This window comes from Longispora urticae (assembly GCF_053902585.1).
Window position 1 is genome coordinate 288,513 of the sequence record NZ_JAQZSH010000042.1, and the last position, 22,153, is coordinate 310,665.

At 72.5% G+C, this 22,153-nt stretch carries 17 protein-coding genes; 8 read left to right on the forward strand and 9 right to left on the reverse strand.

What is annotated here, in order from left to right; all coding sequences use genetic code 11:
• The first annotated feature begins 107 nt into the window (after window positions 1-107).
• The 3 genes from PT931_RS31025 (at window position 108) to PT931_RS31035 (ending at window position 1,563) form a co-directional block, all read left to right on the forward strand.
• Window positions 108-251, forward strand: coding sequence for a GPGG-motif small membrane protein (locus PT931_RS31025; protein ID WP_456249267.1), 144 nt, complete (start codon window positions 108-110; stop codon window positions 249-251).
• A gap of 77 nt (window positions 252-328) precedes the next feature.
• Window positions 329-703, forward strand: coding sequence for a PRC-barrel domain containing protein (locus tag PT931_RS31030; protein ID WP_456249268.1), 375 nt, complete (start codon window positions 329-331; stop codon window positions 701-703).
• Window positions 704-1,008: 305 nt separating this feature from the next.
• A complete protein-coding gene (locus tag PT931_RS31035; RefSeq protein WP_456249269.1) occupies window positions 1,009-1,563 on the forward strand; it encodes a hypothetical protein in 555 nt (184 codons plus the stop codon).
• Window positions 1,564-1,686: 123 nt separating this feature from the next.
• Here the strand turns inward: PT931_RS31035 and PT931_RS31040 are convergent, their stop codons facing one another.
• From PT931_RS31040 to PT931_RS31065, 6 genes are all read right to left on the reverse strand, one after another.
• Window positions 1,687-2,109: a hypothetical protein gene (locus tag PT931_RS31040; RefSeq protein WP_456249270.1), complete on the reverse strand. Its 423-nt coding sequence runs from the start codon at window positions 2,107-2,109 to the stop codon at window positions 1,687-1,689.
• A gap of 217 nt (window positions 2,110-2,326) precedes the next feature.
• The gene (locus PT931_RS31045; RefSeq protein ID WP_456249271.1) at window positions 2,327-2,995 is read right to left on the reverse strand and encodes a GntR family transcriptional regulator; all 669 of its coding nucleotides are present in this window, start codon (window positions 2,993-2,995) and stop codon (window positions 2,327-2,329) included.
• 460 nt (window positions 2,996-3,455) lie between these two features.
• The gene (locus tag PT931_RS31050) at window positions 3,456-6,587 is read right to left on the reverse strand and encodes a discoidin domain-containing protein (RefSeq protein ID WP_456249272.1); all 3,132 of its coding nucleotides are present in this window, start codon (window positions 6,585-6,587) and stop codon (window positions 3,456-3,458) included.
• Between the two features lie 228 nt (window positions 6,588-6,815).
• Window positions 6,816-7,670: an alpha/beta fold hydrolase gene (locus PT931_RS31055; protein ID WP_456249273.1), complete on the reverse strand. Its 855-nt coding sequence runs from the start codon at window positions 7,668-7,670 to the stop codon at window positions 6,816-6,818.
• 67 nt (window positions 7,671-7,737) lie between these two features.
• Window positions 7,738-8,322, reverse strand: coding sequence for a TetR/AcrR family transcriptional regulator (locus tag PT931_RS31060; RefSeq protein ID WP_456249274.1), 585 nt, complete (start codon window positions 8,320-8,322; stop codon window positions 7,738-7,740).
• Window positions 8,309-9,184, reverse strand: coding sequence for a winged helix-turn-helix transcriptional regulator (locus tag PT931_RS31065; protein ID WP_456249275.1), 876 nt, complete (start codon window positions 9,182-9,184; stop codon window positions 8,309-8,311). Before PT931_RS31065 ends, PT931_RS31060 begins: the two co-directional genes overlap by 14 nt.
• Before the next feature lie 52 nt (window positions 9,185-9,236).
• On the opposite strand from PT931_RS31065, the gene PT931_RS31070 reads away from it, so the two are divergent.
• The 3 genes from PT931_RS31070 (at window position 9,237) to PT931_RS31080 (ending at window position 15,698) form a co-directional block, all read left to right on the forward strand.
• A complete protein-coding gene (locus PT931_RS31070; RefSeq protein WP_456249276.1) occupies window positions 9,237-10,505 on the forward strand; it encodes an MFS transporter in 1,269 nt (422 codons plus the stop codon).
• A 131-nt stretch (window positions 10,506-10,636) separates the two neighbouring features.
• On the forward strand, window positions 10,637-12,802 hold the full coding sequence (locus PT931_RS31075; protein WP_456249277.1) for a M4 family metallopeptidase: 2,166 nt from the start codon (window positions 10,637-10,639) through the stop codon (window positions 12,800-12,802).
• Window positions 12,803-12,899: 97 nt separating this feature from the next.
• Window positions 12,900-15,698 carry an AAA family ATPase gene (locus PT931_RS31080; RefSeq protein WP_456249278.1) on the forward strand — a complete coding sequence of 933 codons (2,799 nt, stop codon included), beginning with the start codon at window positions 12,900-12,902 and terminating at the stop codon, window positions 15,696-15,698.
• A 100-nt stretch (window positions 15,699-15,798) separates the two neighbouring features.
• Here the strand turns inward: PT931_RS31080 and PT931_RS31085 are convergent, their stop codons facing one another.
• From PT931_RS31085 to PT931_RS31095, 3 genes are read right to left on the reverse strand one after another with little or no spacing between them, the layout of a single operon-like run.
• Window positions 15,799-18,588, reverse strand: a complete 2,790-nt coding sequence (locus tag PT931_RS31085) for an acyltransferase family protein (protein WP_456249279.1) — start codon at window positions 18,586-18,588, stop codon at window positions 15,799-15,801.
• On the reverse strand, window positions 18,576-18,713 hold the full coding sequence (locus tag PT931_RS31090) for a hypothetical protein (RefSeq protein ID WP_363727747.1): 138 nt from the start codon (window positions 18,711-18,713) through the stop codon (window positions 18,576-18,578). The genes PT931_RS31085 and PT931_RS31090 overlap by 13 nt, the downstream gene beginning before the upstream one ends.
• Complete coding sequence (locus PT931_RS31095; protein ID WP_456249280.1) at window positions 18,710-20,245, reverse strand: glycosyltransferase family 2 protein; 1,536 nt, start codon at window positions 20,243-20,245, stop codon at window positions 18,710-18,712. The genes PT931_RS31090 and PT931_RS31095 overlap by 4 nt, the downstream gene beginning before the upstream one ends.
• 227 nt (window positions 20,246-20,472) lie before the next feature.
• On the opposite strand from PT931_RS31095, the gene PT931_RS31100 reads away from it, so the two are divergent.
• Both PT931_RS31100 and PT931_RS31105 read left to right on the forward strand, forming a co-directional pair.
• The gene (locus tag PT931_RS31100; RefSeq protein WP_456249281.1) at window positions 20,473-21,117 is read left to right on the forward strand and encodes a class I SAM-dependent methyltransferase; all 645 of its coding nucleotides are present in this window, start codon (window positions 20,473-20,475) and stop codon (window positions 21,115-21,117) included.
• A gap of 86 nt (window positions 21,118-21,203) precedes the next feature.
• Complete coding sequence (locus PT931_RS31105; RefSeq protein WP_456249282.1) at window positions 21,204-22,133, forward strand: NAD-dependent epimerase/dehydratase family protein; 930 nt, start codon at window positions 21,204-21,206, stop codon at window positions 22,131-22,133.
• Window positions 22,134-22,153 lie beyond the last annotated feature (20 nt).

Genomic DNA, 22,153 nt, shown 5'->3' on the forward strand with positions numbered 1-22,153 from the left:
GCCGGGCTGCGTGGTGGTGTCCCTTCGAGGGGCAGGGACACCACCACGCAGCCGTGGCCAACGGAGGTGCAGGGTTGAAGATCGGCCGTTGAGGGAACTCCAGGGGCATGACTTTTCTCTTGTGGATCCTCGCAGTAGTCCTGGTCGTCGCCGGCATCTTCGCGCTCTTCCGCAAGCAGGTGCTGTGGGGCGTCGTGCTCATCGTCGTGGGCCTGCTCGTCGGCCCCGGCGGCGTCAGCATCTTCACGTAGACACCCCCGAGGGGTTGAGAGCCGGACGGCACGGGTACTGACTACTCATCCGATAGGCAACCCCAGCAGGGAGACTCATGACGAACGCGGATCCGAACGCCACCTTCGACGCCTGGAACTACGGCAAGGACAGCGGCTACACCCCGGGCCTGGCCAACCTGACCGGCTACCACGTCGAAGCCACCGACGGCAGCATCGGCAAGATCGACGAAGCCACCCACGAGGTCGGCGGCAGCTATGTGGTCGTCGACACCGGCCCGTGGATCTTCGGCTCCAAGGTCCTCCTGCCTGCCGGCGTCATCCAGCGCGTCGACACCGGCCAGGAGAAGGTCTACGTCTCCCGCACCAAGGACCAGATCAAGGACGCCCCCGGCTACGACGCCAACACCCGTGACACCGACACGTACCGCAACGATCTCGGCGGCTACTACGGCGGCACGCCCCGCATCTAACAGCGACAGGCCCCCATTGACCCGGGGCCCGAAAGACCAACGTGTGCCCCTCGCCCCGCGAGGGGCACACCTCTGCGCTGCGATGATCCCCACCGGGTGTGTTCCACTCCGTGGTCACGCCGTTCCGGGGCCCGGTGCGCGGTCGAGCAGGTTGGCAGGGGCGGGATCTCGTCGGCGATCCCACCGATCCGAAGACGCCGGTGACCAGGACGGCGTCGGCGGTGGCGCGGTCCTGGGCGCGGTGCCGCCCGGTCGCGGACCCCGTGCGGACACTCCAGCTGGCGGGTGGTCGATAGGTTGACGGTATGACGAAGGTTCTGGACCAGCTTCCGGCGTTGATCGGCCTGATGGGCGTCGTCGTCGGCGGGCTGGGGACCCTGCTGACGACCCGCTTCAACGAGCGGGCCAAGTGGCGTCGGGAGCAGCGGGTCCGGTGGGACGCGCGGCGGCTGGACACGTACGTCACGTACGCGGCGGTGTTGAAGGAGATCCACGCCGTGGCGCTCAGGATGACCGCGGCACACCGGGGCGGCACGACCACGCAGGTCATGGACTACGCCGTCGGACTGGAGACGCTCGCCGCGACCGACCTGCGGCGTACCCGGGAATGGGAGTCCATGCTCCTGCTCGGCGACGAGGCCACCGTCGTGGCGGCCCGGAACTGGTGGGCGGCGATCGTCCAGGTGGAGCGGATGGCCCGCACACTGCCGGCGTTCGACAAGGACGCCTGGGACCTGGCGACCGAGGGAGCCGACACCGCCCGGGACCAGTTCTACGTGGCTGCCCGGGCGAGCCTGTCGGTGGACGGCGGATCCGTGGCACAGGGGCCGTACCAGCGCGCGAGGGCGTGGCGGGCGTGACCGCGTGCGGCCGGACCCGGCCCCGGCTGTGGTGGCCGGCAACCTGTGACGATGGTCGTCGGCCGACGTCCCGAGACGGCCCGTTGGAGCAGCTGCGGCGTCAGCCGCCGGTGACCAGGGGAATCAGGCCAAGGTCAGCAGGTGGTCGGTGGGGGTGTAGTCGATCTTCCAGTCGGTGTAGACGCCCGCGAACGCGTCCCGCCGGCACAGCAGCCCTACGGTCACCCACCGGACCGTCCCGTCCTCGCCCAGGGTGAACGCGACCGCCGCCTCGAACTCGCCGCCGCCGCACGGGCACTCGGCCTCGTCGGGTTCGGCCTCGTCCCAGTACTCGCCGCTGTCCGCGAGGAACACCCGGCCGCCGCACGCCACGCACTCGCGTTCCGCCGCGCCCTCGGTGTCGTCCAGGCGCACCACGAAAGCGCGCCCGCCGCAGCCGGCGCACACGCACGCGACGACCTTCAGCGGGCGCCCGTCGTTCCAGTCCGCGAACAGCTCCACGAGCTGGGCCGGGACGGTCTCGTCGATCTGGTCGTCAGGATGCACGCCGACATCGTCGCAGACCCGTTCCGCGCCCCACTGTCCGACGACCGGCCGGACTTCCCGGGCCCGCTGGGCGGATGCGTGGGGATAGGCGGCGAACATGTTCGTTCGTTGACGAACACATCGGACGGTCGCCGGCTACCGGGCGGGCGGACCGCCGTCGGTCACAGGGTGGACCTGAGGCGGGGAGCCTGCTCCGTGCGTACCCAAAAATAGGGTTTCAGGAGGCCCAGATCGTGCGGACGTGGTTGATGTGCAACGTCATGATCTTCTCGGACTCCTCGGCGTCGCCCTTGGCGATGGCGTCGAGGAGCGTGTGGTGCTCGCGGGCCGAGTCGACCAGGCCGCCGCGCTCGTGCAGCTCCGTCAGGCCGTAGAGCCGGGAGCGGGTGCGCAGGTCGTTGACGACGCTGACCAGGTGCTGGTTGCCGGCGAGCGCGAGGAGGCCGAGGTGGAAGCGCAGGTCCGCGTCGATGTAGGCGATCAGGTCGCCGCGTTCGGCCGCCGCGACGATCTCGTCGGCGATGGGGCGCAGCGCGGTGAGCGCGGGCTGGCTGGCCTGCTCGATCACCCGGCGCATCATCGGGACCTCGATCAGGGCGCGGATCTCGAGGAACTCGTCGAGGTCGCGGTCCGACAGCGCCGTGACCCGGAAGCCCCGGTTGCGGACGACCTCGAACATGCCCTCCTTGACCAGGTCGAGGAGGGCCTCGCGGACGGGCGTGACCGAGACGCCGAACGTGCTGGCGAGGGTGGCGGCCGAGTAGACCACGGCCGGGCGGAGCTCACCGGAGATCAGGGCGGCGCGCAACGCGGCGGTGACTTCCTCACGGAGGGTGCGCCGGGCTGCGGACGGCAGCCGGAGCGTGGGGAGGTCGTGCTCGCTCACCACAGGGTTCTCCGTTCGCCAAGGTGACCAGACGTTACCACCTGAGAGTCGGGAACCTGGTGTCGCGAAGGCCCGATTCTATGTAGTACGTCATATGCTAGGCCACTGTTCGGACAGTTACCAGCCGGCCATGATCATGGATAGGTACGGAACGCCACCGGCACCCCTGGCGATTTCGGTCCCGCCACCAGCGTGCGGTCGTCCGGCGCACTCGTCAAGCCGGCACGTGAAGGCGGTCGCAGGGTGCGGGGCGGCCGGGCTGGGCCCCTCGCCTGGCCCGGCCGCCCCAACTCTCGCCCCGGCACGGCCCCGGGCGGCGCCGTGCCGGGAAAGCATTGCGGGGAAGCCGCCGGTCGCCGGGGGCGGCGGACCGACGACTTCCCCGAGGGGTCCGCGTCACCGAGGGGCCGGCGGCGCGGCGGGTGGGGTGCCGGGGAGGAGGGACCCGGCACCCGGTGTCCTACGGCTGCACGGTCCACTTCTGGTTGGCAGCCCCGGAGCATGTCGCCAGCTCCAGCTTCGTGCTGTTCGCGGTGCCGTTGCCCACCGGCGCCAGGCACTTGCCGCCCAGGCCGGTCACGGTCCCGTCGGACGCCTGCACCCACTGCTGGCCGGCGGCGCCGGAGCAGTTCTGGACCGCCACGACCGCCGCGGTCCCGTCCAGGCAGACGCCGTTCTTGCCGGTCAGCGTGCCGTTGGCGTTGAAGGCCCACTGCTGGTGCGCGGCGCCGTTGCAGCTGTACAGCGTCGGCTGCGTCCCCGGAGCGGTCGCCCCGGCGGGCAGGTCCGCGCACTTCGACGACGTCTGGTGCACGAGGGCGCCGGCGGTCGGCAGGGCCGGCGGCACCGTGCCGGTGGCGGACAGCTCCGCCACGGACGTCCACGGCCCGCGGTTGCCGGCCTCGGTGGTCGCCTTGAGCCGGATGTAGCGGCCGATCTTCGGCGCGAACGTCACCGTCTTCTCGGTAGCGTCGTCGGCGAAGGTGCCGGTGGCCACGGCCGTGCCCCAGTTGCTGGCGGAGTCCGACACGTAGATCTCGTAGGAGCCGATCCGGCCGTTGACGCCGCCGTCCTGGCGGGGCAGGACCTTGAGCGAGTCCACCTTGTACGACGCCCCCAGGTTCACCTGGATCTCGTGCGGCAGCGTGCCACCGTTCCAGACCGAGTGCCACATGGTGGACGTGTTGCCGTCGAACGCGTTGGTGGCCGCGTCGCTGCCGGTGGTGTTCTGCTGGCTGTCGACGTACTGCAGGGACCAGCCCGACTTCGGGATGGGCTGCGAGCCGGTCGGCGGGGTGGTCGCCGCGGGCAGGGTCGCCCCGGTCAGGGTCACCGCGAACGCGCCCGACTGCGAGCCGACCTTCGTCCACAGCACCTTGCCGTCGAAGTACCAGCCGGTGGCGGCGCTGTCGTAGGCGGCCTTGGAGGACTGCTGCGTCAGCGTGGTCGAGCCCAGCTTCACCGTGCTCGGCGCGCCGGCCAGGTGGGTGGTGAACTCGTAGCCCCGGGAGGACGGCTTGCCGGTGTAGGAGCCGACCGACGCGCCCACGTTGACCGTGATGTCGCCGGTGCCCGTGGTCGGGGCGGTCATCGTCACGGCCTGGGTGGCCGAGGAGCCGGTGCGGTACGCCCGGGTGATCCCGTCGTCCTCGTACAGGGTGAAGGAGGAGTTGCCGCGCGGGTACAGGTCGTACGTCAGCGTGGAGACGGCCTTCTCACCGGTGTAGTTCATCTGCGGCCACATCGGGACGATGGCGCCGCCCTTGACGAACAGGGGCAGGGTGTTCAGGGGAGCGCTGTAGTTGTTGATCGTGGTCGGTCCCTGGTAGACGGTCCCGGTCCAGTAGTCGGTCCAGGTGCCGGCCGGCAGGTAGATGCCGTCGCGGGTCGTCGTGTTGGTGACCACCGGGGCGACGAGGAACGAGTCGCCGGACAGGAACTGCCCCGACGTCTGGTTGCCCCGGGCGACCGGGTCGTTCGGGTAGTCCAGGACCATGGCGCGCACGGCCGGGGTGCCGGTGACGCTCGCGTTCTGGCTCATCGTGTACATGTACGGCATCAGCCGCATCTTGAGCTGCAGGTACTTGCGGTTGATGTCGTTGTGCGCGGTGTCGAAGCGCCACGGCTGCTTGTCGTTGTAGCCGGCCGAAGGGTTCTGCGCGCCCCAGCCCGACATGGTCATGAACGCCGGGGTGAACGCCTTCCACTGCAGGTCGCGGGCGTAGGTGTCCGGCGAGCCGCCGTAGATGCCGTCCACGTCGCCGGAGGCGTAGTTGAGCCCGGACAGCCCGGCACCCGCGATGGCCGGCACGTGCCAGCGCATGTTGTCCCAGTCGCCCTCGGTGTCCCCGGTCCACACCACGGCGTTGCGCTGGGTACCGGCCCAGCCGTCCACGGTCCAGACGAACCGGCGGGCGTCGGAGTTGTCCTCGATCCCCGCGACGGCCTGGTTGACGCCGGTGAACGCGTTCTTGTAGCCGCCGCCGACCCAGGCGACGTCCGTCTTCACCGCGCGGGTGCCGGACACGCCGACCTCCGTGGCGATGTTGCCCAGGGTGCGCTCCGTCCACAGGCCCGTCTTGAAGCCCTTGGCGTTCAGGTCGGCCACGGTCTGGGTCAGGTCCTCGTACTCGCAGCCGTAGCCGTCGTTCGGCAGGAACCAGCCCGAGGGCATGTCCTTGGCGCGGGCGTCGGTGGCGTAGGCGACCACGTCGGGGGTGTGCCCGTGCCCGGCCCGGTTCACGGGGCCGCGCGCCGGGTCGGTGTTCCAGGTGCTCCAACAGTCGGCGTTGCCGAGCTCGAAGCCCCACATCGGCGCGAGGAACGGCTTGCCGGTCACGTCGGTGTAGGCGTTCAGGACGCCCTTGAGGTCTCCGGGTCCGTTGCCGGCGAAGTAGTACGCGTCGAACCGGTTCTCGTTGTGCGTCAGGGCCGACGGGCCGGTGAACGCGTAGGAGCCGGTGGACCAGGTGTTGCGCAGGACGCCGTACCCGTTGGTGGACATGTAGAACGGCGCCGGGGAGGCGTTGTCGTTCTCGTTCCAGTGGTTGTCGATCTTGACGGGTACGGTCTTGTCGCGCAGTGCCCACTCGCCGAGCCGCAGCCCGGTGCCGTAGAACTGCTCGTCCGCGCCCCGGGTCAGCGACTGGGTGGTCGCACTCCCCGTCCAGCTGAGCGCGGCGCTCTCCGACCACAGCAGCGTCGTGTTGTCGGCCTTGTAGGCGGAGAACCGCAGCGGGGTCTTGTTCACCCGGAGTGTGACGGAGCTGGTGGCGACCTTGTAGTACGTGCCCTCGTCGGTGAACGCCGGCGCGGTGTACCCGAAGTCGGTCTTGATGGTGATGTCGGTGCCGGCCGGGTCGTCGTACGTCCCGGTCGGCGCGACCTGCACCCGGAAGATGTCGGCCCGCGCGAAGACCACTCTGGCCTTCGCGGTACCCGACGTCGTGATGTTGTACGTGTTGCCGGACTTGCTGAACCCGGTCACGTCCCCGGCGGTGGCGGCGGCCGCCGGGGAGAGGGGAACCACGCTCAGCGCGCCGCCGACGAGCAGCGCTCCGATGAATAGGCGGAGTCTTCGAGGGGAAGTCATGGCGTCATTGGACGAACGCTTGAGCATTCATGTCAATACTTGACTGGAAACGAGCAACTGCGTGCACCAATGCGCGTGACCCCTGCGTATTCACGCAGTTTCCGTGCATGATCGCGGCCATCGTTGTCACATATTGCAAGGTTGCCACGGCCACCCCGAGGCCCGGGCGCGGCCCGTCACAGCCCGGCCACGGGCCTGCGGGGCCGGTCGGGCGGCCGGAGCCCCGCCTCAGGCGTTGACGTCCTCCCGGGCCCTCTCCGGCCGGGCGGCGGGCGTCCCCACCAGGTGCGCCACCACCTCGGCCACCACCCCGGGGTCCCGCAGGATCCGCCGGTGCCCGAGTCCGTCGGTCGACCGCATCCGGGCCCCCGGCCACGCCGCCACCAGCGTCTGCGCGTCGGAGTGCCGCACCTCCTTGTCCCGGACGTCGTGCACCAGCAGCGCGGCCGGCAGCGGCGACACGGCCGCCCGGGCCCGGGCCGGGATGTCGAAATCGCTCATCCGCCGCTTGACCCGCAGTTCGAGGCGCTCCAGGAAGGCCACCCGGGTCCGCTCGGAGAAGCCGAAGGTCGCCGCGTAGTCCCGGGTGTAGGGGATCGCGTCGGCCATCGCGGCGACGAGGACCAGGTGCCGGGCGCGCAGGCCGTCGAGGACCGCGATGGCGGCGGCGGCCCCGCCCAGGGAGTGCCCGACGACCGCGTGCGCCGGCCCGACCGCCTCGACGACCCGGGTCAGGGCGACCGTGAACTCGGGCAGCAGCCCGCGCCCCCTGCCGAACGAGCCGGCGTCGGAGTCCCCGTGGCTGGGCGCGTCGAGGGCCACCACCCGGAACCCGGCGTCGAGCAGCGGCTGCCGGAACGCTGCGAACTGGCCGCGCCAGCCGCCCCAGCCGTGCAGCAGGTACACGATCGGGCCCTCGCCCCAGGACTCGACGACCACCGACCGGCCGTCGACGGGGACGACGAAGCGCTCGCCGGGCACGTCGAAGGGGCGGACCGGGCCGCGCGGGACGGTGCACCACAGCCGTTCGGCGAGCCGGACGGCGGCGGGCGGGGCGACCTTCTCCAGGGTGCGGAACGTCACTCGAAGAGAACGAACGATCGTGCTTTTCGCGAACGAGACCTCAGCCATGGCGTACTCCAAAAGGGGTCTAGGGTCGGGCGTTGTTCAGGAGGGTGTCGAAGGCGCGCCGGGCCCGGGTCTCGGCCAGCGGATCGCGCAGCAGCCGGAACGCGTGGTAGAAGCCCAGCATCACGCCGTTGACGTCGTGCGCGAACTGCTCGGCGTCGGCGTCCGCGCGGAAGGTGCCCTCGGAGATCCCGGCGCGGAACATCTGCGCGACGGAGTCCAGCATGTCCTGGTGGTCGTGCACGAGCTGCTCGCGGACCGGGCCCTCCCGGTCGTCGAACTCGGTCGCCGCCGACACGAACAGGCAGCCTGCGGCGAAGGTGAGCCCCAGGTCCAGCCAGCGGTCGAGCATGACCCGCAGCCGGGGCTCGCCGCGCGGGGCGGCCAGGGCCGGCCGCAGGACGAGGTGGGTGAAGTTCTCCCGGGCGTGCGCCAGGACCTGCAGTTGCAGGGCCTCCTTGGACCGGAAGTGGCCGAACAGCCCGCTCTTGGACATGTTCATGCTGGTGGCCAGCGAGCCGATGGTCAGCCCCTCCAGGCCGAGCCGGGCGGCGATGGTGGTCGCCTCCTCCAGCACGGCCTGCTTGGTCAGCTCACCCTTGCTCATGGGGCCCATTCTGCGCACGGTCGTGCGGAAGTGTCAACCGGCGCACCAGGTCGAGCGCGTCCTCCACGCTTCCGGTGACGTCGGGGATGGGGTAGAGCACACCGCGCACGGTCCGGGCGGCGTCCACCACCAGCGTGAGCCGCTTGAGCCGGGCGGTGCCGGCGGCCCGGAAGGTGGGCAGCCGCAGCGCCGTGGCCAGTTCGAGGTCGGAGTCCGACAGCAGCGGGAACCGGATCCGCTCGGCGGCGGCGAACGCGGCCTGCTCGGCCGGGGTCTGGGTGCTCACCCCGTGCACGGTCGCGCCGAGGGCGGCGAACTCGCCCAGCCGGTCGCGGTACGTGCAGGACTCCAGGGTGCAGCCGGCCGCGCCGGGGACGCCCGCGGCGCCCAGGCCGGTGCCGGGGTAGCAGTACAGCACCGTCCAGGGGGTGGTGGCGACCGGGTCGAAGCCCTCCAGGGCCGGGATCCGGGTACCGACGAGGGAGTGCACCCGACGCGCCTCCGCCGAGTCCGGCGCGGCCGTGGCCGTCGTGCTCCCGTCACCCATCAGCCACCGGTCCCCCCAGTCCTGGAGCGCGACCAGCACGGGCAGCAGCCCCCGGCCGAGCTCCGTCAGCACGTACTCCGACCGGGGCGGGCGGTCCGTGTACGGCCGCCGCTCCAGCACCCCGTGCCCGACCAGCCCGCCGAGCCGCTCGGTGAGCACCTTGCGCGAGACGCCGAGCGAGGACCGCAGCTCCTCGAACCGGTGCAGCCCCCGGGCCACGTCGCGCAGCACCAGCAGGCTCCACCAGTCGCCGACCACGTCGAGGGACTGGGCGATGGCGCAGGCGGGGTCCCGCAGCCGGGTTGTGCGGTCCATGGGGTCCAGTCTAGGGTCAGTTCCCAAAAGAGACTTACTCGGAGGTGCCCCGGTGCGCGACATCCCCCGCCTCGTCTGGGTCCTGGCCGGCGGCCGGTTCGTCAACGCGATCGGCGCGTTCGTGTCGATCTACCTGTTCCTCTACCTCACCGGCCCCCGGCAGCTGTCCCTCGGCCACGCGGCGGCGGTCAGCGCGGCCCTGGGCCTCGGCGTGCTCGCCGGCAACTTCACCGGCGGCGGGTTCGGCGACCGGTTCGGGCACCGGCGGACCCTGGTGGTCACCTCGGCGGTCGTCGGGCTGGGCATGATCGCCGTCCCGTGGCTGCCGTCGGCGCTGCTGGCCGCGCACATGGCCGTCCTCGGCTACGCGGGGGCCACCCTCGGCGTGTCCCAGGGCGCGCTCGTCGCCCTCGCCGTGCCCGAGGGTGACCGCCGCCGGTCGGTGGCCGTCAGCCGGGCCGCGTTCAACGCCGGGTGCGTGCTCGGGCCGCCGCTGGGCGCGGTGCTCGCCGCGTACTCGTACACCTGGATGTTCGTGATCGAAGGGGTGGTGACCCTGCTGGTCCGGGCGGTGACCATCCGGTTGCTGCCCCGGGAGCCGACCGTCGCCCGGAGTGCGGGGGACTCCGGGCGACGGGCCGGGGCCGGGCGCGGCACCGAAGCCGGAGCCGGAGCCGCCGGGCACGGGCGCGCCTCCCTGTGGCGGAGCCTGCGCGCCGACCGCCGGCTGCTCACCTTCCTGCCCGCGATCGTCGCCGTCGACCTCGTCTACCGCCAGCTCTACTCGACCCTGCCCGTGTACCTGCGCGACCACGGCCATCCCGTCGGCCTGTACGCGGCCCTGATCGCGATCGGCTCCGGCCTGATCCTGGTGTGCGAGATCCCGGTGACCCTCGTCCTGCGCCGGCTGCCGTCCCTGGGGATCATCGGCACCGGGTACCTCCTGGTGGGGGTGGGTTTCGCGCTCTTCGGGGCCAGCCCGGCCGCCTGGGTGGTGGTCGCGGGCATGGTGGTGCTGACAGCCGGGGAGATCCTCTACAAGACCACCGCGAACGCGCACGCGGTCGACGCCGCCGCCCCCGAACTCGTCGGCCGCTACCAGGGCCTCTACGTCGGACTCGCCACCAGCGGCACCCTGCTGTCCGCCCCGCTCGGCGCCGCCGTCTACGCCCGCGCGCCCGGCGTCCTGTGGGGACTGTGCGCCGCGCTCGCCGCCGGGGCCGCCGCCCTCACCTGGTGGTCGGCGCGCCTCCCCGCCCCGGTCGCCGACCCCGCCGACCCGGTCGCAGACTCCGCTGCCCAGGTCGCCGACTCCGTGTAAACGGTCGGCCCTTGCCGGCCCCTTGCCTACTCCCTTGTGCCGTTGTTCCGAACGGGAAAGTCCCCTTAACGTCCGTTCACCGGGTCGGATCTAGATCGAATCCCCTCACCCGACCCGGTGAAGGGAACAAGATGTCCAGCAGGAAGATGACGGTCGCCATCGGCGTGGCCGTGGTCGCCGTCGCGGTGACGGGGGTCGGCCTCGCGCAGGCCGGCACCGGCGCCGGCGGCGAGACCCTGGTGACCGCCAGGGCGCTCACCCCCGAGGCGCGGGCCGCCGCGCTCCGGGTCGGCCAGGACGAGGCCGTCGCCACCGCCAGTGCCCTCGGGCTCGGCGCGAGCGAGAAGCTCGTCGTCAAGGACGTCGTGGTGGACTCCGACGGCTCCCGGCACGTCCGGTACGACCGCACCTACGCGGGCCTGCCGGTCGTCGGCGGCGACCTGATCGTGCACCGCGCCCCCGGCGGGGCCGTCCGGAGCACCCAGAAGGCCGTCAACGCCACGGTGACCGTGCCGAGCACCACGCCGAAGGTCAGCGGCCCCGCGGCAGCCTCGCGGGCCACCGGGGCGGTCGCCGGGATCACGGCGGGCAAGGCCAGCCCCGAGCTGGTCGTCTACGCGGTCGACGGCGCTCCGACCCTGGCCTACCGCAGCACTGTGGAGGGTACTGACGCAGAGGGCCACTACGCCAAGTCCGCCGTCGTCACCGACGCGCAGACCGGCGCCCTGATCACCACCTACGAGCTGATCCACTCGGCCGTCGGCTCGGGCAAGGGCCAGCACAACGGCACCGTCAGCCTCGACACCACCCAGTCGGGCTCGCAGTACACGATGACGGACCCGGTCCGGGGCAACACCAAGGTGATGGACTCGCGCAACAGCCCGGACACCAACCCGGGCCAGAACGCGGTCGCCTACACCGACGCGGACAACGCGTGGGGCAGCGGCGCCAACTCCGACCGGGCGACGGCCGGCGTGGACGTCAACTACGGCCTGGCCCGCACCTGGGACTACTACAAGAACGTGCACGGCCGCTCGGGCATCCGGGGCGACGGGGTCGGCGCGACCGCGTACGCGCACGTGGGCAACAGCCTGGTCAACGCGTACTGGAACGACGACTGCTTCTGCATGTCCTTCGGCGACGGCGGCTCCCAGAACGGCAACCTGCCGCTGACCTCGCTGGACGTGGCCGGGCACGAGCTGACCCACGGGGTCACGAGCAACACGGCCGGCCTGCAGTACCAGGGCGAGTCCGGCGGGCTCAACGAGTCGATGAGTGACGTGTTCGGCACGATGGTGGAGTTCAACGCCGGCAACGCCAACGACGCGGGCGACTACTACATCGGCGAGAAGATCGGCTTCAACGTCGGCGGCTCCGGCGCGATGCGGCGGATGGACAACCCGACCGCGGACGGGGTCAGCAAGGGCTGCTGGTACTCCGGCGTCGGCAGCCTCGACGTGCACTACTCCTCGGGCATCGGCAACCACGCGTTCTACCTGCTCGCCGAGGGTAGCGGCACGAAGACGATCGGTGGCCGGGCGCACAACGGCACCACGTGCAACAGCTCCACCGTGGCCGGGGTCGGCCGGGACAAGGCCGCGAAGATCTTCTACCGCGCCCTGACCACCTACATGGGCTCGACCACGAACTACTCCCAGGCCCGCACCGCGTCCCTCAACGCGGCCAAGGACCTCTACGGCGCCTCGTCCGTCGAGTACTGGCAGACGTCCGTGGCCTGGGCCGCCGTCAGCGTCGGCACCGCCGTGCCGCAGCCGACGAGCACCCCGACCGGTGGCCCGACCTCGTCCCCGACGGCGTCGCCGACCACCTCGCCGACCGTCGGCCCCACCACGGGCCCCGGCGGCAACCTGATCGCGAACCCGGGCTTCGAGTCGGGCGTCACCGGCTGGACCCAGTCCGCGCAGGACATCACGAACAGCACGCAGCAGGTACCGCACGGCGGCACGTGGTACGCCTGGATGAACGGCGTGGGCTCGGCGAACACCGAGACCCTGTCCCAGAGCGTCACCATCCCCTCCAACGCCGCCGGGACCCTCACCTTCTGGGTGAAGATCTCCACGGCCGAGTCCGGCTCCACCGCGTACGACACCCTCAAGGTGCAGGTGGGGAACACGACACTGGCGACGTACTCGAACGCCAACGCCAGTGCCGGATATGTCCAGAAGACCGTGAATCTCAGCGCGTACCGGGGCCAGACGGTCACGCTGAAGTTCCTGGGCACCGAGGACCAGTACCTGCAGACGACCTTCCTCGTCGACGACGTGTCGCTGACGTAGGAGAGGCCGCCGGATGAACCGGCGGGTCCGGACGGTGGGCGCCGTCCGGACCTGCCGGTCTTTCGCGTACCCCGGGAGGAAGCGCACACTGTCCCGCATGAGCGATCAACCGACCCTGTTGGGGCGCGAGGACGTTCTCGAACGGTGCCGGGCCCAGCTGGACACGGGGGCCGGCGTGCTGCTGTACGGGCCGGCCGGCATCGGCAAGTCCGCGGTCGTGGAGGCACTGGGCGCCGAGGCGGCCGCCCAGGGGCAGCTCGTCCTGCGCAGCACGCCCTCCGCCGTCGAGGCCGGACTGCCGCACCTGACGCTGTGCGACCTGTTCTGCGGCGTGCTCGACGTGGACCCGCCGACGCTGCCCGGCCACCTGCGGGCCGCGTTGGAGACGGCCCTGCTGCGCGGCGCGCCCCTCGCCGGCGCGGCCACCGACCAGCTCGCCATCCGGCTCGGCGTGCTCGAACTGCTGCGCGGGCTCGCCCTGCGCGGCACCGTGCTGCTCGTCCTCGACGACGCGCACTGGATCGACCCGGCCAGCGCCGAGGTGCTCGCCTTCGCGGCCCGCCGGCTCGGCACGCTGCCCGTCCGGATGCTCGTCACCGAACGCGTCGAACCCGGCTCCGAACCCCTCGCCATCGAGTTGCTCCCGCCGCAGATGACGGAGATCCCGCTGGAGGGCCTGCCGGAGACCGTCCTCGGTGAACTGTTGCGCAACCGGCTCGACATGCCGTTGACGGGCGACACCCTCGGCCGGGTACGGGCGTCCAGCGGCGGCAACCCGCTGTACGCGCTGGAGCTCGGCAGGGCCCTGCGCCGCCGGGGCGAACCTGTGCGCCCCGACGAGCCGCTGCCCGTCCCCGACCGGCTCCGCCCGCTGCTGTCCGCCCGGCTGGCCGAACTGCCCGTCCAGGCCATGCCCGCGCTGCTCCTGGTCGCCGCCGCCGCCCGCCCCGGCCGCGAACTGCTGCCCACCGACGACCCGGGGCTGGCCGTCGGCCTGGCCACCGGCGTGCTCGGCCTGTCACCGGGCGGGGAGCTGCGGTTCAGCCACCCACTGCTCGGCGAGCTCGTCTACGCCGACGCCACCCCCGCCCAGCGCCAGGCCGCGCACACCCGGCTCGCCGACCTCGTCCCCGACCCGGTCGAACGGGTCCGGCACCGGGCCCTGGCCACCCCGGGACCCGATCCGGCGCTCGCCCGGGCGCTGGAGGCGGCGGCCGAGGTGGCCCTCGCCCGGGGCGCGCCGGGCACCGCCGCCGAGCTGTGCCGACTGGCCGCCGAGCACACCCCGGAGATGTCGGGGGAGATCAACGGATCATTCGGGTACTTCGGCGACACGGACCTCTCCGGTGCCGGGCAGTCCCCGGACCCCGACGGCCCGTTCCTCGTCTCGCACCGCCTGCTCGCCGCCGCCCGGCACGCGCACGCCGCCGGCCTGCCCGACCAGGTCCGCTCGGCGTGCCTGGCCGTCACCCGGGGCCCCGACCACACCGACCGGGTCGGCGCGCGGCTGCTGCTCGCCCGCCTCCCCGGCCAGGACCCGGCCGAGGTCAAGACCCTGCTCGACGCGGCAGAGATCGACGCCACCGGCGACCCCCGGCTCACCGGCTGGGTGCTGCTGGCCCGCGCCTACCAGACGTTCCGCGAGACCGGGGTCCGGGTCGGACCGTCCGGGCTGGACCGGATCGAACAACTCGCCCGCGACGCCGCCGACGAGGAACTGGAGGTCGAGGCCATCGCGACCCGGCTCGCCCACCAGCTGCACCGCGACCCGCAGGGCTCCCTGGAGATCCTCGACCGGGGCTGCGCGCTCGCCCACGGCCAGCCCCTCACCGAGGCCACCATCTTCATGCGGCAGATCCAGGCCGTGGCGCAGGTCCGGTCCGGGGACGTCGCAGGGGCCCTCGGCACCCACGAACGGCTCCGGGCCGACACCGAACGCGCCGGCCGGACCCTGGACCTGTGCGACCTGCTGTTCACCGCCACCGGCCTGTACGAGCGGGCCGGCCGGTGCGCCGAGGCCCACGCCACGGGCCAGTACGGCGGGCGGCTCCGGGCGGAACTCGAGTCCGACCGGCTCGGCGAGCTGCTGCAACGCGGCGCGGCCGAACTCAACGGCGGCACCGCCGAGCGCGCCTTCGAGCTCCTCGACGCCGCCGCCTCCGCCTGGGCGCGCACCGACGCCGTCGAGTGGCTGGCCTACGCGCTCGGCCTGCGCGGCCGGGCCGAATGGCTCCTCGGCCGGTACGAGGCGTCCGCGCGCAGCCAGCGCCGCAGCCGGTCCCTGCTGCACCGCCAGGGGTACACCGACCCGGCGATGTTCCTCGTCGACGCCGACCTCGCCGAGTGCCTGATCCTGACCGGCGCGACCGCCGAGGCCGCCGGCCTGCTGGGCGAGGCGCGGGCCGAGGCGAACCGGCTGGGCCGCGACGTCGTCACCCTGGGCCTGACCCGGTCCCGGATCCTGCTCGACGGCGTGACCGGCGACCCCCGGGCGGCGGCCGACGCGTTGCGCGCCCAGCTGCCCGCCGAGCACCCGTACCCGTTGGAGGTGGCCCGCGCGCTGCTCACCCTCGCCGCCCTGGAACGCCGGGCCCGGCGGCGCGCGGCGGCCCGGGCGGCGTTGCAGGACGCGGTGGAGCGCTACACCCTCGCCGGGTGCGTGCCCTACCTGCGGTACGCCGAGGCGGAACTCGCCCGCCTCGACGCGCCCGAGGGCCCGCTGACCGACCTGGAACTGCGGATCGCCGAGCTGGTCCGGGCCGGGGCCACGAACCGGGAGATCGCCGGGGTGCTGCACCTGTCGGTGAAGGCCGTCGAGGCGAACCTGACCCGGCTGTTCCGCCGCCTGGGCGTCCGCAACCGGGCGGAACTGATCAGCCGGGCGCCGACCGCCTGACGCGGGGCCCGGGCCCGGTTCGGCGGGTGGTCCCGGGCCCGCACCGGACGCCCGGCGCGGCAGGCCCGGGCCCGGTCACCGGACCCGGGCGGCTCCTGTCTCAGCCGCCGCCCGCCCGGCTCGTCACCGACACCCAGTCGACCAGCATCGGCTTCCCCGACACGGTCGCCGCGTTCGGCCCGCCGGGCATCGTGCCGCCCACCGCCACGTTCAGGATCAGGAAGAACCCGTGGTCGGTGGCCTGTCGCCAGGTGGCCGCGTCCACACTGTCGGCCCGGACCGTCTGGGTGAGCGCCCCGTCGACGTACCAGCGCACCTCGGCGGCCTCCAGCTCCACCGCGTAGGTGTGGAATCCGGTGACGCACGCCGCGCACGGCCGCTCGCCCCCGCCCAGCCCCTTCGGCTCGGCGCACGGCCCGCCCTGGTAGACCCCGCAGTGCATGGTGGCGAGGACCGAGGGCCGGCCGTTGAGCTGTTCGACGATGTCGAGCTCCCCGACGCCCGGCCAGCCGGTGTACCCGTCGCGGAGCCGGTCGCCGAGCATCCAGAACGCCGGCCAGTACCCGGCGCCGTTGCCGGGGTCGACCTGGGGGAGCTGGATCGACGCCTCGACCCGCAGCGTGCCCGCCCGGGGGGTGGCGAAGTCGGCGCGCCGGGTCTCGATCCGCCCCGACGTCCACCTCCCGTCCCTCAGGGTCGGGGTGATCGCGAGCCGCCCGCCGGCCACGGTCACCGCCTCGGCGGTCATGGTCTCGACCTCGCCGGTGCCCCAGTTGGGCGCGGGGCAACCCGGATAGCAGGTCCCGAGGTCGTACAGCCAGTCGCGGGTGGACAGTGCCGTGCCGTCGAAGTCGTCCCGCCACACCTGCTGCCAGCCGGTGCCGCCGAGCAGGCCGCGCTGTTCGAGCAGCTGGTCGATCCGGGGCGCGAGCAGGGTGGTCAGGGTGGCGGTCAGGTGGCTGTCGTCGCGGTAGAGCAGCACGCCGCCGATGACGGCAGGGCACTGCCCGGCCGGGCAGAGCAGGTCGTTCACGTCGACCACCCGCACCCCGGCGGGGGGCCGTTCGGCGAGCGGGTCGGGGCGCAGCGCGGCGGCGCGCGGGAACTGGCAGGCCCGCCAGTCGTCCAGGGCCCCGGACACGCAGGTCGGGATGTCGCGCCCGGGCAGCGGCGTGGCCCGCAGGTACCCCACATTGAGGTCCTTGAGCCCCATGAGGGTGGTGTCCCAGCCGGCTTGCGGGTCGGGCACGTAGGCGTTGAGGGAGGCCAGCAGGACGAGCTTGGGCTTCGGCCAGGCGTTGACCCGGCCGAGGGCGTGCCTGCGCCACTCGGCGCACTCGCGGTACTCGCGGCCGAGTTGCGGGTTGATGACGCCCACGGTGGCCAGGGGGCAGCCCTGCTTGGTGAGTACCTCCACGCCCAGGCCGCGCCGCCCGGCGAGCTGGAGCACGGCGGGGAACCACTGCGCGGCCTGGGAGTCCCCGAGCAGCACGATCCGGTCGCCGGAGACGGCCCCCGCCCCGGCCCCGAACCGGCACGGCGGGCTCTCCACCGCCGCCGGCGCGACCAGGCACTCCCCGGGCAGCGGCCCGTAGTCCACCCGCGCGGCGGCCGGCAGAGGCACCACCGGCCCCCGGACCCCGGGCACCCCCGACGTCGCGGCGGCCGTGAACTCCGCCAGCGACGGCACCCGCCCGCCGCCGCCCCCGAGCCCGCGCACCGCGTCGGTGCCCAGCAGCAGCCCGGCGATCAGCGGCAGCACGACGGCCGCCGCCCCGATCGCCAGCCCCCGGCGCGGGAACGCCGAGATGCTCACGGAGAACCGCACGGGGCGCTCCACGAGCCACAGGGTGGCCGCGGCGGGCAGGCCGGCGCCCAGGACGAGGGCGAGCTTCACCGGCCAGTCCAGCGGGCCCTGGGCGGCCTCGGCGAGGACCAGGACGGGCCAGTGCCACAGGTACCAGGCGAACGACAGCCGGCCGATCAGCCGGACCGGGGCCCAGACCAGCAGGGACCGGGTCGGCCCGGCGTTGGACAGCAGCACGGCGACGGCGCCGAGGGTGGGCGCGAGGGCGGCGGTACCCGGAAAAGGGGTCTGGCTCGTGAACAGCACCGTCGAGGCCCCGATGGCGGTCAGCCCGGCCGCCCCGAGGAACCCGCGCACCCATACCGGCACTCGGGCGGCCCACGGCGCGGCCAGGGCGGCGAGCCCGCCCACCCCGAACTGCCAGGCCCGCGACGGCGAGGACAGGTACGCCAGCGGCCCCGACTCCTGCGTCCAGTGCAGCGACAGCGCGAACGACGCCGCCGTGCCCGCCACCAGCACCCCGGCCACGACCAGCAGCGGCCGGCGCCGGGCCAGATACGCCACGAGGGCCAGCACCGGGGCCCAGAGCAGGTAGAACTGCTCCTCGACGCCGAGCGACCAGTAGTGCAGCAGCGGGCTCGGGTCCCCGGCGTGCAGGTAGTCGGTCTCGGTGGCGACGAACCGCCAGTTGCCGACGTGCAGGGCCGCGGCGAGCACGTCGGCGGCGACGTCGCGCTGCCGGAGCGGCGGCAGCAGCACCCAGCTCGCCAGCGCGGTGGCGACCAGCACGAGCCCGGCGGCGGGCAGGATCCGCCGGGCCCGGCGGGCGTAGAACTCGGCGAGGGACACCCGGCCGGTGCGGCCCAGCTCCGCGACGAGCAGGCCGGTGATCAGGAAGCCGGAGATGGCGAAGAAGACGTCCACGCCGACGTAGCCGCCCCCGAGGTGCGGCACGGCGGCGTGGAAGCCCAGCACGGTGAGGACGGCGACGGCGCGCAGCCCCTCGATGTCGGGCCGGAAGCCGGGCCGCACGGCGGGCCCGGCGGGGCCCTGCGCGGGCCCGGCCGGCCTCACCGTGTCCACGGCAGCATCGGGTCGACGAGGCCGGAGGCGATCAGGGCGAGGGTGGCCAGCACCAGGGTGGCGGCCAGGCCCTCGGGCCAGCCGTAGCCGGTGGTCCTGCGGCGGCCTGCGGAGACAGTGGTCATGACGACTCCCTACGGGTGAGCATCGGTCGGAGCAGAGCGAGGATCAGAGGCACTGTGAGGTACGAGGTGAGCGCGACGTAACCGGCCATCGCCCAGTGGTCGCGCCCGCCGAACCGGACGAGGTCGTAGCCCAGCCCCACCCAGGACAGCAGCGTCGTGGCCGACAGCCAGCCGATCGCGACCCGGGCCACGGTGGTCGACAGCCTCGACCTCCCGGTCCCGGTGCCGGTGGGCACCCAGGTGGCGCTGCGCCGGCGCAGGGTGTGCACCAGGGCGGCCCCGGCGGCGAAGCTGACCAGCAGGTGCGAGCGGATCACCTCGACCCGCCAGTGCGTGGTGGACACCATCGGCAGCAGCACGAACCACATCCACACCGGCAGGATGATCGGCAGCACGTGCCAGGGCCGGATGTCCTCCGGATACAGCAGCATCATGATGATCGGCGGCAGCGGGGCGGCGAACGCGTTCACCGCTGTCAGGACATAACTGAGAATGCCGTTCCAGTACGACACCTTGAACCGCCACGGGGCGGACATCCGGTGGAAATCCCGGTCGTGCAGCAGGTGCAGATTGCCCATCGCCCACCGGTACTGCTGGTTGATGTACGCGGGCAATGCGTCCGGCGACAAACCCTTCGCGAGCACGATCGGGACATACTGAGTGCGGTATCCGCGTTTCAGCAGTTCCAGACCGGTGTACATGTCCTCGCTGTGTTCGAGTTTCGCGAATCCGTCGATCTCGGCGATGGCCGATCGTCGATAGAGCGCGTTGCTCCCGCAGCAGATCGCCGCATTGTCGGCGTCGCGGGACGGTTGCAGCCAGCGGAAGAACCATTCCTGCGCCGAGCCCGCCGAACGCTGGATCCAGTTCATCTCCGGATCGGTGTCGAAGAACTGCGGGCTCTGCACGATCCCGACCGCCGGATCGGCCAGGTACGGGGCGAGGTGCCGGAGGAAGTCCGGCCGGGGACAGAAGTCCGCGTCCAGGATCGCGATCAGCTCGGCGCCGCTCACCGTCAACGCGTGGTTGAGGTTGCCGGCCTTCTTCAGGAAGCCCCGGTCGGGCCGCACCACGTACCGGAAACCGTGCCCCAGGGCCAGTTCGCGCACCTCGGGGCGGTCGCCGTCGTCGAGCACCCACACCGTGAGCGGGCCGTCCCAGTCGAGCGCGGACACCGCCCGGTAGGCGTTGTCGAGCACGTCGAGCGGTTCGCCGCAGGTGGGCAGGAAGACGTCCACGCCCGGCACGGTCGCGGGCGTCCACGACCGGACCAGCAGTTCGTGCGAGGCCCGGGTCAGCCGGCGCTGGCGTTGACCGTCCACGAGGGACAGGCCCCAGCCCGCGACGTTGACCGCCAGCACGGCGAGAAACACCCACAGCGCGGGATGCCGCAGCGCGAACAGGAATAGCGTGACGGCAGTGAATATGTAGGAGAAGAGTACGGACAGGAGCACCCAGCGGCGCTGCGGTCCGAAATACGAGTAGAGCTCGTCATCGTCGGGTGGAGCGGGCAGGAGCGTCGTCGCGGACATGCTGAAGGAAGACCCCCTGGATATGGGTCTGAATAAGTGGGAATCGATGCGAGGTCGTCCGGGCTGCCACACTGCCGGCCGGTCGACAGCTTTTAGTAAACACGCCTCGCAGTTAATGTGGGAAGCGTAAAGCCGACGCTGTGATCGGGCTCACCGGATACGGATTCCATTCTGGACGGTAATGATCCGTACGCCATTTCCCGGTCATCCGTTGTTTAATGGCGGGCATGGAAGACGCCAGCAACCGCACCCGCGCCGTGTACGACAAGGTCGCCGACGCCTACGCCCGCCTGCACGGCCACATGCCCCCGGCCCTCGTCACGCTCGCCGACGACTTCGCCCGGGTCGGCGGCGCGGCCGGTCCCGTCCTCGACCTCGGCTCCGGGGCCGGCCGGGACATGGCCTTCTGGGAGGCGCGCGGCGCCCGGGTGGTCGGCCTGGACCTGTCCGCCGGGATGCTCGACCACGCGGCCGGGCTGGTGGCCGGGCCGCTCGTGTGCGGGGACATGCTCCGGCTGCCGTTCGCGGACGCGTCGTTCACGGGGGTCTGGTCGATCGCGTCGCTCCTGCACCTGCCGTACGCGGTCGCGCCCCGGGCAGTGGCCGAGATCGGCCGGGTGCTGCGGCCGGGCGGGGTGCTGGCGCTGAGCGTGCAGGCCGGCGACGGCGAGGCGTGGGAGGCGGGGCCGTACCCGGAGGCGGGGGAGCGGTTCTTCGCCCGGTACTCCCTGGCCGGGGTGCGGAAGCTGGTGTCCGGGGCCGGGCTCGCGGTGGGGGACTCCCGGGCGATCCGGCACGGGGACGGGCGCGGGTGGTTGCAGGTGCTGGCCGTCCGACCGGCGGCGCGGGCCCCGAGGCCGCCCCGGCCGTGACGCCCGCGCGGCCGTGGCGGCGCACCCGGCCGTGACGCCCGCGCGGTCCGTGGGGGCCGCGCCGCCCGGGCGGTAGTGTCTGCCGGATGCGCATCCTCGTCACCGGAGGGGCCGGATATGTCGGCTCCACCCTGGTTCCCCTGCTGCTCGCCGACGGGCACGCCGTCCGGGTGCTCGACACGCTGCGGTTCGGGGGGCAGGGGCTGCTCGGCTGCGCCCGGTACCCCGGATTCGAGCTGGTCCAGGGGGACGTGCGCGACGCGGACACGGTCGCGGCGGCCGTCGAGGGCATGGACGTGATCGTGCACCTGGCCGCGATCGTCGGCTACCCGGCGTGCAAGAAGGAGCCGGACGTCGCCGTCGCCACCAACGTCGAGGGCACCCGCAACGTCGTGGCCGCCCGCCGCCCCGGCCAGCGCCTCGTGTTCGCGTCCACCGGCAGCGTCTACGGCGCGGTCCCCGACTACCTGTGCCACGAGGACACCCCCCGGGCCCCGATCACGCTGTACGGGGAGACGAAGGCCGAGGGGGAGAAGCTGGTGCTCGCGGCCGGCGACGCGGTGGCGCTGCGGTACGCGACGGCGTTCGGCGCGAGCCCCCGGATGCGCCTGGACCTGATGCCCAACACGTTCGCCTACCAGGCGGTGCACGACCGCAGCCTGATCGTCTACGAGGGCGGCTTCAAGCGCACCTTCGTGCACGTCCACGACATGGCGCGCGCGATCCTGTTCACCCTGGACAACTGGTCGACCATGCGCGACGACGTGTACAACGTGGGCCACGAGCGGATGAACTTCACCAAGGCCGAGGTCGCCCGCAAGATCCTGGAGCACGTGGACTACTACCTGTACTTCGCGGAGACGGGGTCCGACGAGGACAAACGCGACTACGAGGTGTCCTACGCCAAGATCCGCTCGCGCGGTTTCGAGACCGAGATCGACATGGACGCCGGCGTGGCGGAGCTGGTCAAGGCCGTGTCGCTGATTAACGTTGTGAACCCGTACGGCAACGTTTAACCCTTTCCATACCACCGGGG